9 protein-coding genes and 1 pseudogene are annotated in these 15042 nt (G+C 58.7%); 4 read left to right on the plus strand and 6 right to left on the minus strand.

Translation table 11 applies throughout. From position 1 onward, the window contains the following. Positions 1-606 precede the first annotated feature (606 nt). Together P272_RS09620 and P272_RS08865 are read left to right on the plus strand one after the other, a co-directional pair. Positions 607-807: pseudogene (locus tag P272_RS09620) on the plus strand (InlB B-repeat-containing protein); the annotation flags it as partial. Positions 808-834: 27 nt separating this feature from the next. Continuing rightward, the gene (locus P272_RS08865; RefSeq protein ID WP_052323173.1) at positions 835-4257 is read left to right on the plus strand and encodes an RCC1 domain-containing protein; all 3423 of its coding nucleotides are present in this window, start codon (positions 835-837) and stop codon (positions 4255-4257) included. 261 nt (positions 4258-4518) lie between these two features. Here the strand turns inward: P272_RS08865 and P272_RS0103680 are convergent, their stop codons facing one another. Next, on the minus strand, positions 4519-4875 hold the full coding sequence (locus tag P272_RS0103680; protein WP_029678201.1) for a chorismate mutase: 357 nt from the start codon (positions 4873-4875) through the stop codon (positions 4519-4521). 291 nt (positions 4876-5166) lie between these two features. Next, complete coding sequence (locus P272_RS09425) at positions 5167-5415, minus strand: hypothetical protein (RefSeq protein WP_172636702.1); 249 nt, start codon at positions 5413-5415, stop codon at positions 5167-5169. 19 nt (positions 5416-5434) lie between these two features. On the opposite strand from P272_RS09425, the gene P272_RS0103685 reads away from it, so the two are divergent. Further along, complete coding sequence (locus tag P272_RS0103685; RefSeq protein ID WP_172636703.1) at positions 5435-8794, plus strand: RCC1 domain-containing protein; 3360 nt, start codon at positions 5435-5437, stop codon at positions 8792-8794. Positions 8795-8954: 160 nt separating this feature from the next. Here the strand turns inward: P272_RS0103685 and rho are convergent, their stop codons facing one another. Next, entirely contained in the window at positions 8955-10844 is a 1890-nt protein-coding gene (gene rho / locus P272_RS0103690) for a transcription termination factor Rho (protein WP_029678203.1), read from the minus strand. A gap of 195 nt (positions 10845-11039) precedes the next feature. On the opposite strand from rho, the gene P272_RS08870 reads away from it, so the two are divergent. Next, a complete protein-coding gene (locus P272_RS08870; RefSeq protein ID WP_029678204.1) occupies positions 11040-11702 on the plus strand; it encodes a TetR/AcrR family transcriptional regulator in 663 nt (220 codons plus the stop codon). Between the two features lie 60 nt (positions 11703-11762). Here the strand turns inward: P272_RS08870 and P272_RS0103700 are convergent, their stop codons facing one another. From P272_RS0103700 to P272_RS0103710, 3 genes are all read right to left on the minus strand, one after another. Then, positions 11763-13352, minus strand: coding sequence for an NAD(P)/FAD-dependent oxidoreductase (locus P272_RS0103700; protein ID WP_029678205.1), 1590 nt, complete (start codon positions 13350-13352; stop codon positions 11763-11765). 138 nt (positions 13353-13490) lie between these two features. Then, complete coding sequence (locus P272_RS0103705) at positions 13491-13805, minus strand: DUF2469 domain-containing protein (RefSeq protein ID WP_029678206.1); 315 nt, start codon at positions 13803-13805, stop codon at positions 13491-13493. Next, positions 13802-14968, minus strand: a complete 1167-nt coding sequence (locus P272_RS0103710) for a GNAT family N-acetyltransferase (RefSeq protein ID WP_029678207.1) — start codon at positions 14966-14968, stop codon at positions 13802-13804. The genes P272_RS0103705 and P272_RS0103710 overlap by 4 nt, the downstream gene beginning before the upstream one ends. Positions 14969-15042 lie beyond the last annotated feature (74 nt).

The raw sequence follows: 15042 nt of genomic DNA on the forward strand, positions 1-15042 counted from the left end.
ACCCGTGCCGTCGGCCACAAGAGCAGGTTTTCTTGTAGCTTCGTACTTAAAAAGCTCTTTACAATGATGACCGCCAAACAGTATCCTTCCTGATCGCCATTTACCCCTTTGAGGTGACAGACGGCCAGCTAGAGCCTAATTGATATAAGCGCAGGTGCTCTGCTAAACTATTTAATGTAATGCCTGTTTTGCAGGCGGCACATTTTCAGCTCCGATCGGGGATTTCGGGCTGGTCTGTGCTTTGGAGGAGGAACTCATGGGGAAGCAACAGCTTATTCGCGGCGTTTTCACGGTATTGACCACGCTCGGCCTGTGCGCTGTTACTGGTTTGACCTGCGCTAACGCGGCTCAGGATTTTGCTCCCGCTTCCCAAGAACAAAGTTCATATGAGAATCGAGGGGGGGGGGGGGTCGGAAGTTAAATATACCTTATTATCCTAATAATATTGAAGCAGGAACTAACGATAAAACCCCCCATTCATCCTCGGCATCATCCCCTATCCCCTCACCATCTTCCTCGCCGCTGAACTCGTATTCGCCGTTTCCATCATCCCCGACTCTATCGTCTCCCTCGCCTCTGAGTATCCAATCTGCTCCAGTTCCGCAAATCGAATCCAGCTACCAAGTATCGTTCAATCCGGCAGGCGGATTGCCTACTCCGGAAACGCAAAATCTACAAAGCGGGCAAAATGCCCAACGACCTGCTGACCCCACCCGTCAGGGCTTCTCCTTCGATGGCTGGTTCAATGGCGATGTTGCCTATGACTTCAGCCAGCCTGTGACATCAAATCTAGCTCTAACAGCTCATTGGACGCCAGTCAAGGGCATCTGGAGCATGAATCCAGACCACGGGAGCACCCAGGGAGGCACCGAGGTGACCCTGACGCCTCCTCAGCCTCGAGGCATACGCTTCACCCAGATCAGCGCAGGAGCTTACCACAACCTGGCCTTGGCATCCGACGGAAGCACCTGGTCCTGGGGACTCAACGGCTCCGGACAACTGGGCAACGGCCAACACGCTACTGGAAATAAGAACATAAGCTATACGGACAATAGCGCCAGTAAGGCAACGCCTGTCAAGATCCAGTCACCAGCCAATATACGTTTTACGAAAGTCTCCGCCGGCTTCTACCACTCCCTGGCCTTGGACAACGACGGTAACGCCTGGGCCTGGGGACTGAACGGAACAGGACAGCTGGGTATCGGCGTTGATCCCGGAACAAGCACCACTAGCAATTTCAACAATACCGCAGACAAGGATCAGCCCACCAAGGTAGTCATGCCAACTGGAGTTCACTTCACCAAGATCAGCGCCGGAGGGGTAGAATCGCTGGCCCTGGACGATCATGGCAGAGTCTGGGCCTGGGGACTCAACAATGCCGGGCAACTGGGAACAGGGACGGGAGATAAGAGCAATCCGGTACAAAACAAACCTGTTCAGATACGGATTCCCGACGACTCCCGAATAACTGCCATCAGCACCGGTTGGTTCCATTCCCTGGCCTTGGACGAACAGGGCAGGGTCTGGGCCTGGGGACTGAATGGATCAGGCCAAATCGGCAACGGAAAGAATGGCACCAGCTATATGGATGGGAGCGTCAACGCCCCCACTCCCACCCTTTCGCAGTTACCGAATACAGTCGTCATAAAACAGATTAGTGCCGGAGCCTACCATTCCCTAGCAATCGACAACACAGGACAGGCTTGGGCCTGGGGATTGAATAGTTCAGGCGCACTAGGCAACGGCGCTAAGGGCAGCAAAGGAATCTGGGATGCGGAAAGCACAAGTGCGGATACAAACAAACCAGTTCAAGTTCAGGTACCAGGCGGCACCAAGTTCATGCAAATCAACGCCACCGCTTACCACACCACAGCCATTGACGAGGCAGGTCAAGCCTGGGCCTGGGGACTCAATGGCTCTGGCCAACTAGGCAACGGACAAAGCGGGAGCAACTATATCGACAATTCAGTCAGCGTCGCCAAGCCGAACAAGGTGGAGATGCCCAATAACATCCATGCCGTCCAGATATGTGCTGGATACTCACACTCTATTGCTCTTGGCAGCGATGGGCAGACATACTCATGGGGGTACAATGCCTCTGGCCAATTAGGCAATGGAAATACGATTCAAGGCGGGATCTGGGATGATACCAGCGAGGAAGAGGACACTTCCCATCCAAATCCAGTGCTCTTCCCGGAACCAGCACGTATCACCGGCGCCAAATTTGACGGGATACCCAGTACGACCATCCCATCCAGGCAAGCCAATGGGACGTGGAAGATAACATCACCTGCCCACCCCGAGGGACTGGTGAAGCTGGATGTTGACTGGAGTATGGAGGGAACCCGCCCAACCGAGCAATTCGATTATCGCTACCTCTCTGCCACCAAGCACAAGGTCACCTTCATGACCAGCGAAGATTCATCCGCACCTCCATCCCAGTGGGTTGACGATGGCGGGCAGGCTGTTCGCCCTGTTTCCGATCCCGTCCGAGCAGGCTGGTTGTTTGACGGATGGTTTTTAAATGAGGTCGCATACAATTTCGCTGATCCTGTGGTCAGAGATATGACCTTGGCCGCGCATTGGACTAAGGGGGATGGATCGTGGAGCACAGATCGCAAGCAAGGGGCAACAACTGGCGGTGACAATGTGATCTTGACACCTCCGGCTGCCCGAGGTATCAAGTTCAGCCAGGTCAGTGGTGGTGATGCCTTCTCCTTGGCCCTCGGCAGCGATGGAGCCTTGTATTCGTGGGGATCGAATGCTAAGGGCCAACTTGGGATCGGCAGTGCTGGTTCAAAAGACAATTCCGCATTAAGAGACACGCCTACCAGAGTCGCAGCACCCCAGGGGGCACGTTTCATCGCCGTCAGCGCGGGAGGTTTGCATGCTCTGGCCTTGGACAGTTCTGGACAAGCCTGGGCTTGGGGCATGGACGGTTCGGGGCAGCTAGGGGATGGCCGAAACGGCTCGGGTACCACAGATGATTCCGTCAACAGTACCGCTCCTGTAAAAGTCCAGATGCCAACGGGTGTCCGATTCACACGAATTGCCGCTGGCTACTATCACTCCCTGGCCTTGGATGAACAGGGCGGGGTCTGGGCCTGGGGACTGGATGGTGCAGGTCAGCTAGGCGATGGACATCTGGGATCGGACCGAGATGACAATACGGTCATTGCCAAGGCCCCAACTAAGGTGAAGTCACCCACCGGAGTCAAATTCACGCAAATCGCTTCTGGAGCATACCACTCACTGGCATTGGATGACACTGGCAAGGTCTGGGCCTGGGGACTCAACGGAACGGGACAGTTGGGCAATGGCGAGAATGCCGGTGCTGTTGGTCTTAACTCAAAAAGCAAGAGCCTGCCGACACGCGTTTCAATGGATGGGAACACCCGAATCACCCAGCTTGCCGCAGGAGCCTACCACTCACTGGCCTTGGACAACACAGGACAGGTCTGGGCCTGGGGACTCAATAGCTCAGGCCAGCTGGGTATGGGCACGAGCGCTTCCTCCATATGGGACTATACCAAGGCAAGCTTGAGCAAACCCACAGCGGTCAAGCTGCCTTCCGATGTCACCGCAACCCGCATTGCATCTGGCTACTATCATTCCACGCTCGAAGGCACCGACGGGAAGTGGTACACCTGGGGACTGGACGCGTCAGGCCAATTAGGCGATGGGAGAAACAGCACCTCGTGGCGGGCTAACGATGTCATTACTACCAGCCCGTCATCTCCTCAGACTCTCGCCGGACACGCATTTAACAGACTGGAAGCAGGCGGATACCACACCGTGGGGATCGGCGAAGATGGCGAGCTGTACGCTTGGGGACAGAACAGCTCCGGTCAACTCGGCAACAAAAAGCATGGCGACCCATCTGTATGGGACGACCCTTCCACCTATATGAATACCCCCGTAAAGGCTATCTTCCCTGGCGAGCCCAAAGCTGAAAGCGTCACTTTCGGACAGACCCCCAGCCCAGGCACTCCGACTGATCTTCACAATGGCACCTGGCTGGTCACCACTCCCTGGCACGCACCTGAGGAAGTCACCGTCACCATTGCGTGGAGCCTGAACGGTTCCGCGGAACCGGACGACACCACTAACACTTACAAATACATACAGTTAGGGGTTCTTCCCCTGACCGGGCAGCAAGGCATCATGACCGCCCTTCTAGTCGGACTCATACTTGCTAGCAGCGGACTGGCCGCCAGACGACATCGCATGAGCCAAAAAGTCCACGGTATCATGTGAACCTGAAGCCGTCCCACTACCATTCTTGACACGAGTAAGGAAAGTCGGGAGCACACTCAACAATCCCGACACGGGGTGGTCCCGCCAACCCCCAAGTACAACGGGACCACCCCATTACTCCACTATGAGTAATGCCAAATCCCTCCTAAGCTTCATAATTCCACAGACAGCAAGGGCAAGCTTGCCACCTTTATCCCTATCGGCCAAGAAGCTCGGGCGCTGACCATTTCGCAGAGCCGGAGGTTGTGCATTTAAATCGCCTCAGCGTGAGTTGGCCTGGCTGGCCAGCCGTTCGTGCTCCCGCTTGGCGGCATCGGCCACCAGATGCAGATAGGCCTCAGCTAGCTCAGGATCCAGCCCATAATCATCAGCCTTGTCTCGCAAGACAGCTATTTGTGCACTCTCCCGGTGCATATCCGCCGAGGCGAATCCTGCCTGGGCCTTAAGCAGACCGATGCGGTGGGTCACCCGGAACCGTTCAGCCATCATGGCGACTATGGCGGCATCAATGGTGTCCACATCTGCACGCAGCTCCTCCACCTGGCGGGCGGCCTGGGATTGTGGACCCCCGCTCTGCGCCTGGTCATCGATCACTGTTTCCATCTTTGCATCGCTCATAAAATACCAGTCTAATCAAGCGCCCTAAGCGACTATGCCGGGCTCCTCTCCATCTTGACATTGGTGTTATTGTATTGGATGGGATTATTGACTCTTGGGGAGAGTTTCGTTCGTCTACACCTGCCTATACAAGTGCCGGACGCATGGGGGAGGATGCCTTCACATGAAGATGGTACGTAGTCGTCGCGTCACACTGCTCGTCAGCCTATGCTGCGTCTTAGTCGCCTGCAGCATGCTCGGCCTGCAATTCGGTCAAGCAGCGCCGGAAGCCAATGAGACCGCAGTCGCAACTCAGGGAAATGGAGCAATTGGTACTGGAACCAATACTCCCGGACAGATTCCCTCGGTTTCCCCCGGTCCGTCATCATCACCGTCGGGCATGCCCACCCTGTCCAATGGCTCTGGTGCCGTGGCAACAGGAAAATCAGCGCCTGCCGCCAGCACATCGCCCACCTCGCCGTCCTCGCCGTCGCCCGGCGCCACTGGTTCTTCGGATCCGACCCCGACTGCCGCATCCCCGTCGAATACCACCAGCCACACAGTCACTTTCGACTACAACATGCAGTCTGCAACTCCGACAACTTCGACTGTGGCTGATGGCGCCCAGGTTGCGCGCCCTAGTCCTGACCCCACCCGCCGAGGATTCGTTCTCGAAGGATGGTTCGCAGGAAAGGTAGCCTACGACTTCTCCGCTCCTGTACACGCGGACCTGACCCTGAAAGCCAAGTGGGCCCGCGCCGACCAGACCTGGACCATGCAGCCACAGGAGGGCCCCGAATCAGGAGGTACCGGGGTGACCCTTACCCCACCCCCGCCCTCCGGTGTCCGTTTCAGCCAGGTCAGTGCAGGCATCCGGTTCTCCCTGGCTTTGGGATCGGATGGCAATGTCTACGCCTGGGGCTTTAACCGTGCTGGTCAGCTGGGCGATGGCACTATTGTCGACCGGTCAACGCCCATAAGGGTGCCCCGGCCCGAAGAAGTCCGCAATGACAAGGATTTTCGGTTTGTCAGCGTCAACGCTGGGCAATTCTTCAGCATGGCCCTGGACAACCATGGCACCCTCTGGTCCTGGGGTTACAACTATCTGAAGACCTTGGGCAACCCCAATGTGGCCGACAGTGGCATGCATAACTACTCGGAATACCCGGTCAAGGTGATGCTGCCTGAAGGGGCACCAGCTGGATTCACCTACAAGGCCGTCAACGGCAATTACACCCACATCTTGGCCATAGGATCGGATGGCAACGTCTACGCCTGGGGCACCTGCGGCGACGGAGAGAGCGGCAGAGATGACTGCACCGGCATATGCGACTACAGACCCAACCTCATCAAGGGATTCGACCAAAACCATAAAATCATAGCTGTGCAGACCGGATTGGACTACTCAACCGCTCTGGACGACGCTGGCACGGTATGGTCATGGGGAAGCAATCTTTTCCACCAGTTGGACCCATCCGCCGGTGCGGCCGTTGGCAACTATAAGCCAATCAAGATCCACGGCCTTGACAAGGTCCATGTGGTGGCCATCGCAGACGGCTTCGAGAACACCCTGGCCCTGGATGACCAGGGAAGGGTCTGGACCTGGGGAATGAACGAAACCGGCCAGATCGGCAACGGGTCAAGCGCCAGCAAGACCGACGTGTTCAAAGACCCGGTTCAGGTCAGCTTCCCGCAGGGGACCAGAATCACCGCCATCACTGGCGGCGGCAATTACCATCTCAGCCATGCCATGGCTCTGGATTCCAATGGCGATATCTGGACCTGGGGCGACAACAGCTACGGACAAATGGGCGACGGTAAGACCCCTGCAGCAGACAGCCCCCAGACCACTCCGGAACGTTTGGAGGATCCGAAGCTTGCCGGTCGACACTGGATCAGCATCGACGCTGGCGAGGAGTATAACCTGGCTATCTGCGACGACGGCCAGACCTACAGCTGGGGGAGAGACACCCAGGGTCAGCTGGGTCAGGGCACCAGCGGCGATACCGGCCATAATCGGCCCTCCGCGGTCGCCTTCCCCTGGCCGGCAAAATTGACAGGACTCCAATTCGACACCACGGATATCACCACCGGAATGAAGGCACAAAAGAACGGGACCTGGACGGCCACCACCCCACCACACGCCCCAGGGCTGGTGGATGTGACCCTGACATGGACCTTGAACGACCAAGAACAGACCCAGGTCCACCTGCCTTTCCGTTACCTGTCGGGCGGGGTGACTGTAACCTTCCAATCGGAGAGCGATTCACCAGCGCCACCCAGCCAGAGTCTGGAAGCGGGAGAGCGGGCAGTCCGCCCCAGTGCTGACCCGACCAAGGTCGGCTATCGCTTCGATGGCTGGTTCCTAGGCAAGACCGCCTACGACTTCTCCAAGCCAGTCACCAGTTCCATGACGCTCAAGGCCCACTGGAGCCCTGAGAGTCAGAACTGGACCATGACACCAGACCATGGAACCGAGATGGGCGGAACAAAGATCACCCTGACACCGCCAGCCCTGCGAGGCATTCGCTTCAGTCAGGTCAGTGCCGGTTCCCACTGGTCCCTGGCCCTGGGATCCGATGGGATGGCTTACGCCTGGGGCAAGAACAACAACGGCCAGCTGGGCAACGCGAACATTCCCAAGGGCAACGCCAGCACCATGCCGGTCCGAGTGGATATGCCCGAGAATGCGGAAACCGACTTCGTCTTCACCCAGGTCAGCGCAGGCGGTGACTATGGCCTGGCCCTAGGCTCCGATGGGAAGGTCTACGCCTGGGGCAACAACGATGTCGGCCAGCTGGGTGACTCCACCTTGGACGCCCAAAGCAGGCCCCACCTGGTACCCGGCCTGCCGGCCAAGATCCAGTCCATCAGCGCCGGCGGCGGGCATGCCCTGGCCTTGGATTCCCAGGGACGAGTCTGGTCCTGGGGCGCCAACCAATACGGTCAGCTGGGCTTGGATAACGCCGGCGGCGATGCCGTCTCACCAGACGGGCGAACCAGCCCTGCCATGGTGACCGGAATTCCGACGACCACAACGGCAATCAGCGCCGGAAGCCGGTATTCACTAGCCATGACCGTGGATGGACAAGTCTACGCCTGGGGCAGCAATGATTCCGGCCAGCTGGGCGATCCCACCCTGCCGGTCAAGGCTGACGGCGCCAACCCCACGCCGTCTGCGGTTCAAGGACTGACGGGCGAGATGAGCGCCATCAGCGCCGGAGACCATCAGGCTCTGGCCCTGGATTCCCAGGGACGCATCTGGACCTGGGGACAGGTCAAAGGTGAGAGCAAGAAAGTCCCCGCCCTATTGGCCCTTCCCGACGGACTGCCGACGGGGTTTGCCATCACGCAGATCAGCGCCGGCACCGGAGCATCCTCTGCTCTGGGTTCCGACGGGCGGATTCTGACCTGGAGCAATGCCGCAGAGAGCGCAGATCCCACATTCTTGGCCGAACCCAAGGACGTGCCTGGAGATTTCAGGTTCACTGCCGTCAGCACGGGTGACTCGAGCTCATTGGCCCTGGGCTCTGACGGTCTGGCCTACGGATGGGGCGCCGACGATGCCGGCCAGCTGGGCGATGACCAGTCCGGACCGGACCTGAACAGCAAGACACCACAGGCTGTCGTGATCAGAAGTCTGGTTAAGGCGGTCATCTTCGCCGGATTGTCTGCGGAGGGAACTCCGCAGTACCAGAATGGCACATGGTTGGCACTCACTCCACGCTACAGGCCCGGACAGGTGGACACCGTCATTCAATGGAGCCTGGTAGGCGTAGATCAAAAGGATCAAACCCTGCCTTACACCTATGACCAGTTGGCCGTACTGCCCCTGACCGGCAGCACCGGCATGGTCCTGCTGGTCTTAGCCGGCTTGCTGGCCATGGGTGCGGCCATGGCTGCCAGATTCCAGCGGCGGGAGAAGAGGATGGCAGTATGACAGAATGGCGACGATACTATGAAAAACCAGGGCCGACAGGTTTCGAATGGATCATCGTCCTAAACGGCTGTCTTGTTTCGTAGCTGCCTATGCATTGGGCCCCATCCGTTAACTGAATCGCGGATGGGGCCCAATAAACGTGTCAGGCGTCAGACCCGAGTCACTTCTGAGCCAGCATGGACTGGTTGATGGCCGCCAGGAAGTCCCGGTTGGTGGCGGTCTTCTTCAGCCTGGGCACCAGGGTCTGGTAGGCCTGCTCGGTCTCCATGCCGCCCAGGAGGCGACGCAACCGGTAAACCACGGCCAGCTCCTCGGGAGCAGTGATCAGCTCCTCGCGCCGGGTGCCGGAGGCATTGATGTCGATGGCGGGGAACATGCGCTTGTCGGCCAGATCCCTGGTCAGCCTCAGCTCCATGTTGCCGGTGCCCTTGAACTCCTCGAAGATGACCTCATCCATCTTGGACCCGGTCTCCACCAGAGCCGAAGAGATGATGGTCAGGGAGCCACCGTTCTCGATGTTGCGGGCGGCGCCGAAGAAACGCTTGGGCGGATAGAGGGCCTGTGCGTCCACACCGCCGGAGAGGATACGGCCGGAGGCGGGAGCCGAAATGTTGTAGGCACGTGCCAGGCGGGTCATGGAATCCAGAAGGACCACCACATCCTGCCCCAGCTCCACCAGGCGCTTGGCCCGTTCGATGGCCAGCTCGGCCACGGTGGTGTGATCGCTGGCGGGACGGTCGAAGGTGGAGGAAATGACCTCGCCCTGGACCGTGCGCTCCATGTCGGTGACCTCCTCGGGCCGCTCATCCACCAGGACCACCATCAGGTGCACCTCAGGATTATTGGCGGTGATGGAGTTGGCGATGGACTGCAGGGTCAGGGTCTTGCCGGCCTTGGGCGGCGAAACAATCAGACCGCGCTGACCCTTGCCGATGGGAGCGACGATGTCGATCAGACGACCGGTGATGTTCTTGGGCTGGGTCTCCATCCGCATGCGCTCCTGCGGGTAGAGAGGGGTCAGCTTGTTGAAGTGGGGCCGCCCTGCGGCATCCTCCACGCTCATGCCGTTGATGGTGTCGATGGCCTGCAGGGGGACGAACTTCTGTCGCTGGTTGCGGTGTTCGCCCTCGCGAGGGGGACGGATGGAACCGTGTACAGCATCGCCCTTGCGCAGACCGTACTTCTTGACCTGGCCCATGGAGATGTAGACGTCGTTGGGACCAGGCAGGTAGCCGGAAGTGCGCACAAAGGCGTAGGAGTCCAGCACATCCACAATGCCTGCCACGGGGACCAGATCCTCGGGCTTGAAGTTCTCCCTGGGCTCATAGTCACGATCCCGGCCGTTGCTGCGATGGTTGTTGCGGTTGCGTCGGTCATTGCGGTCGTTGCGATCACCACGGTTCCGGCGATCATAGCCGTTATGGCGGTAGTCACGCCCTTCATCGCCGCGATCCTCGTAGCTGCGCCGACGGGGCCGATCATTGCGTGAGGGCAGGGCTGCCAGAATATCGTCCAAATTGCGCACTGAACCGGAGCTGGAGCCTTCGCGCTCCTCGCCATGCTCGCGCTCGTTCCGGCCACGGTTGGTGTGGGAGCCTCGGGCTGAATCCGTGTTGCGGTGACGGCGACGGGATATGACCACATTCTCCTCGTCGGCCACGGTATGGGGGAAGCGGTTCCGGTGCTCGCTATGGCCGCTCTTATGATCGTCAATACCCAAAACATCGAAGAGGTCGCCGACAGGACGATCGTCCTTGGATTCCTCGGATTCCTTGGTATCCGTGGTCTCCTGTCCGCCTTCCGAAGAGGACTTCTCCTCCTGCTTTGTCGGCTGCTGATTGGCGGCCTGGCCCTCCTTGGCCACGGCGGCCGCAGCCTTGGGCTTACCAACGGTTACTCCCTCAGGGGCCTTGCCGCCCGAGCGTGCCGCCTCGATCGTCTCGATCAGGACAGGCTTGCGCATGCCGGAAATACCGCGCAACCCCAGCTGCCTGGCCAATTCCTTGAGTTCGGGCAGCTTCATGGAATGAATATCTTGGCTTGTTGCCACTGTTGTAATGCCTTTCCTTCGCTATACCTAATTAGGCTAGGCAAATAGCTTGAGAATAGTGCGGGGGTACCGCTCATGAAAATTCGATGCCGACTCGGCTTATCGAACTTCCATAAGCCTACAACGTGCGGCCGACCGGTGCAAGAATCGGCCTGCGTGTCCAAAAATTCATGGGTAAACCTCTAGACTGGGCATATGAATGACCGATCATCTCTGCGTGAGCAACGGCGGAGCGAATTCGTAACCACCGCCATGCGGGTCTTCGACCGGAAAGGCGCTGCAAACACCTCCCTGCGTGACGTAATCCACGCCATGAACCACGGCAAGGGCGTGGGCATGAGCGTTTTCTATTACTACTTCAAATCCAAGGACGACCTGATAGATGCCTGCGTGCGCACCTATCTGGCCTCCTACGTGGACAATGTGGTCGACATTCTGAAGGATCCCGATCTGAGCGTTCAAGAGGCGCTGGACGACATATGCCCGCATCTGATAAGGGCCATCTGGAAGATGGATGTCATCTTCGCTGATAAGGCCAACTGGTACAACTATCTGAGCACCAACAGCAATGTGATGGAGGGCTTCGTCAGACAGATCATCGACCCTTTGACCAAGGCCCTGGACCGCTGGCTGGATCGGGACGACCTGCCTCAGACCCAGCTGATCCAAACAGCCGGCACCCGCACTGTGGCCTGGCTGATGGCCGACGGGCTCTCGTCCATCGTCAGCAATGGCAGAGGGGCGGCAGGCCACCCACAGATCAGAGAGGTGGTCCGCCAACGGGTCCGCGAGAGCGTGGCCTTCTTCTCGCAGCTATTGGGCCTGCCTCTGAAGGCACCGGCCATCGCCCTGTCATAAATGACAAAGCCCCCGACCCTGCAGTCGGAGGCTTGGAAGAAAACGAAGGCCGAGGTTTGCTTACTTCTCCTCGTGGTAGGACTTCTCGGTATTGACGTTCCAAACGTTGGTCTTGTCGTTACGCCCCGATTTGATGTTGGCCACGGCCTCCATGGATGTGGCCATGGAGTGGTCCTGGTTGTTGTAGTGGTGCTGCCCGTTGCGGCCCACGCAGTAGAGGTTGCCGAAGGAGTCCAGCCATTTGACCAGCTCAGGCATCTGGGCGTAAGTGTCGAAGTAGGCCGGGTAGGCCTTGACCACACGCTCCCGATGCGAGTCCAGCACGTCGGCAGGCCCGTTGATGATGCCCATCCGGGTCAGCTCCTTGATGGCGAAGTCGGTGGTCTCCTGATCGCTCATGCTCCAGAAGTCATCGCCCTCCTTGCAGAAGTACTCCAGGCCGATCCAGACAGTGCCGTCCACATTCTTGACCATGTAGGGGCTCCAGTTGTTGAAGATCTGGATTCGGCCCATCTTGTAGCCGGGGTCCTGCACATAAATCCAGCAATCGGGAACGATGGGCGGATCGCCCAAGGTCTTGATGGAGGTGGTGTTGCGGATGCGCAGGTGGCGGACCAGCAGGCCAACGGTTACGAAGTCGCGGTAGGGCAGGCCCTGAGCCACCCTGACCATTTCCTTGTCAGTGGAGGGCTCCTCGTGGGCAATGGCCTCCACCAGGTCCTTGATGGGCATGGAGGAGATGATCTGGTCAGCCTGCAAGGTCACATCCTTGCCATCAGCGTTGCGATAGACCACACCGGTCATGTGGCCGTCTTGCTGGGTCAATCCAATCACACGGGCATCGGTGATCACATGGACCCCATGCTCCACATTGCGACGCTCCACGGTTTCCCAGAGCTGTCCTGGACCCAGCTTGGGGTACCAGAACTCCTCGATCAGGCTGGTTTCGACCTGATGGGCATCGCGCTTCTTGGGCAGCAGCTTCTGGAAGGCGTTCTTGAGCACGCCCATGATGCTGAGCCCCTTGACCCGCTGGGCGCCCCAGTCAGCGCTGATCTCGCGGGGGTGACGGCCCCAGAGCTTTTCGGTATAGCCCTCGAAGAACATGGAGTAGAGCTTGCGGCCGAACCGGTTGATGTAGAAGTTCTCCAGGTTGTCCTCAGGCAGCTTGTGGACGACGGACTTGAGATAGCTGAACCCGGCCTGCATGGTCAGCTTGAAGCCCATGGCCCTGAGAGTGTTGAGCGTCAAAGAGATGGGATAGTCGAAGAAATGGTGGTTCCAGTAAATCCTGGAGACGCGGTGACGCTTGAGCATGACCCGGTCAGTCTTCTCCGGGTCGGGACCGCCAGGCTCCAGGTCGTGGTGGCGGCCAAGTTTTTTATCGTCATAGGAGGGTGCGCCCTGCAGAGGCAGGACCTCCTTCCACCAGTCCATAATCCGGTCATCCTTGGAGAAGAACCGATGGCCGCCGATGTCCATGCGGTTGCCGTTGTGCCGGACCGTGCGGGAGATGCCGCCAAAAGCGTTGGTGGCCTCCAACACAGTGACGTCATAGCGCTCGTCGCCGCCGTCCTTGACCAGTTCCCATGCCGCTGTCAAGCCGGCGGGCCCTCCGCCGATGACAACCACGGACTGTTTGCGCTCCATGCCAACCTCCTGAAAACCGTATGAAATCATCACCACTGTACCCGGCTCGTCCCCAGTCAGATGCTGCCGAGCGACTTCCCACACGAATTCCCGCCATTGCGTGGAACAAACGTGATGATGCTCGCCCCTGGGCGATGTTTAGCCCAACGCATCGGGGATGTCGATGTCTGTCTTCTGTACTTCTTCTACATTGACATCCTTGAAAGTGACGATGCGGACGTTCTTGACGAACCGGCTGGATCGGTAGACGTCCCAGACCCAGGCATCGGTCAGCCGAACGTCAAAGTAGACATCCTGCCCGGCGGATCGGACGTTGAAATCCACCTTGTTGGCCAGGTAGAACCGCCGCTCGGTCTCGACCACATAGGTGAACAGCTTGATCACGTCCCGGTATTCGCGATACAGGGCCAGTTCGGCGTTGGTCTCGTAGTTGTCGAGATCCTCAGCACTCATCGACTACCTCCATTCGCGCGATCACGGCCATGGCCAAGCGTACGCCACCAGGCACGCTTGGATCGCTTGGTCTCGGTCGACCCATAGGCCCAATCCGACGCCGTATGCTCCTCATCAGACTGCTCGGCAGCGGATTCTGCGGAAGCAGACTCCTCCCCCGCATCCTCGGCGTTCGTCTGACCAAGGCCCACCTTCTCATCATGTCTGCTCTTGGGTCTTGCATGGCCATCGGCAGATTTCTCTGAATGTGAACCACTCTTCGGGGTCAGATTAGCCTGGTCGTCTGATGGCTGCGAATCCTGAACCACTGGAGTGGACTCCTCAGACTTGGCTTCGCTGATACCGCCATCCTCATCCGCGGCGTATCCATGTGCAACAAGGGCTTCAGCCACACCGGGATTTTCACGGATGACATGCATGCCGAAAGCATTCAAAGAACGGATGGGATCATACTCGTCGACCAGAGCATCCATGACGATCTGATCCTGATACTTGCCGTTCTCGGCATCCCAGAGGGCATCACGGGAGGTGCCTGAGATCATGAATCCAAGGGACTGATAGACGGAGATTGAGCGTGTGTTTTTCTCTGGTACAGCCACCCAGATCCGGTGCAGGCCCAGACCCGTAGGAGCAGCCGCGTACCCGTAGGTCATGATTCTAGGCATGGCATCCCGGGAGTAGCCGCGCCCGCGGAAATGTCTGCCCAGAACCACCTGGATCCTGGCCGAGCGGGACCAGCCGTCCACATCAATCAGGAAGATCATGCCAATGACCCCTTTGGTGGCATCGGCATCGGGCGAGCCGTCCTGGTCAGTGTCCGCATCAGTGACCATGGCCCAGGCCAGGGTGCGGCGGGACTCGGGATCGCCCACGCCCGAATCACGGGCAGCCAGACCCTTGGACCAGGCCACCGACCGACGCACCCAGGCGTTGACCACTGCTCGTTCGGCGTTAGGTCCCTTGCCGGTGATGCCAGTGGAATTGTAGAAGGCCTCCAGCTGGTCCATTGCCGTCAGATCGGCGATGACAGCCGGCCGCAGGTGCAACATTTCGCCCCTGATATAGGGGATCTCAATCCGATCGGGCAGCTGTCTGTTCGCCGCATCTTCGGATCCCTCGGATTGCGTTTGCGGTCGGTCATTGCCCCTGCCGCTCATAGACATCACGTCACCTCCATGATCGCCACCTTGCGATGGCAATCAATTGTAATCCCTCGCCCCTGGGAAAACCATGAGAA

The sequence above is a fragment of the Bifidobacterium sp. 7101 genome (genome assembly GCF_000499285.1).
Taxonomy (GTDB): domain Bacteria; phylum Actinomycetota; class Actinomycetes; order Actinomycetales; family Bifidobacteriaceae; genus Bombiscardovia; species Bombiscardovia apis_A.

Excerpts from the sequence above, each read along its gene's own strand:
- P272_RS0103680 (WP_029678201.1), bottom strand. The coding sequence starts at position 4,875 with ATGAGCGATGCAAAGATGGAAACAGTGATCGATGACCAGGCGCAGAGC.
- P272_RS0103685 (WP_172636703.1), top strand. The coding sequence starts at position 5,435 with ATGCAGTCTGCAACTCCGACAACTTCGACTGTGGCTGATGGCGCCCAG.
- P272_RS08865 (WP_052323173.1), top strand. The coding sequence starts at position 835 with ATGAATCCAGACCACGGGAGCACCCAGGGAGGCACCGAGGTGACCCTG.
- P272_RS0103700 (WP_029678205.1), bottom strand. The coding sequence starts at position 13,352 with ATGGAGCGCAAACAGTCCGTGGTTGTCATCGGCGGAGGGCCCGCCGGC.
- P272_RS0103710 (WP_029678207.1), bottom strand. The coding sequence starts at position 14,968 with ATGTCTATGAGCGGCAGGGGCAATGACCGACCGCAAACGCAATCCGAG.
- P272_RS08870 (WP_029678204.1), top strand. The coding sequence starts at position 11,040 with ATGAATGACCGATCATCTCTGCGTGAGCAACGGCGGAGCGAATTCGTA.
- P272_RS0103705 (WP_029678206.1), bottom strand. The coding sequence starts at position 13,805 with ATGAGTGCTGAGGATCTCGACAACTACGAGACCAACGCCGAACTGGCC.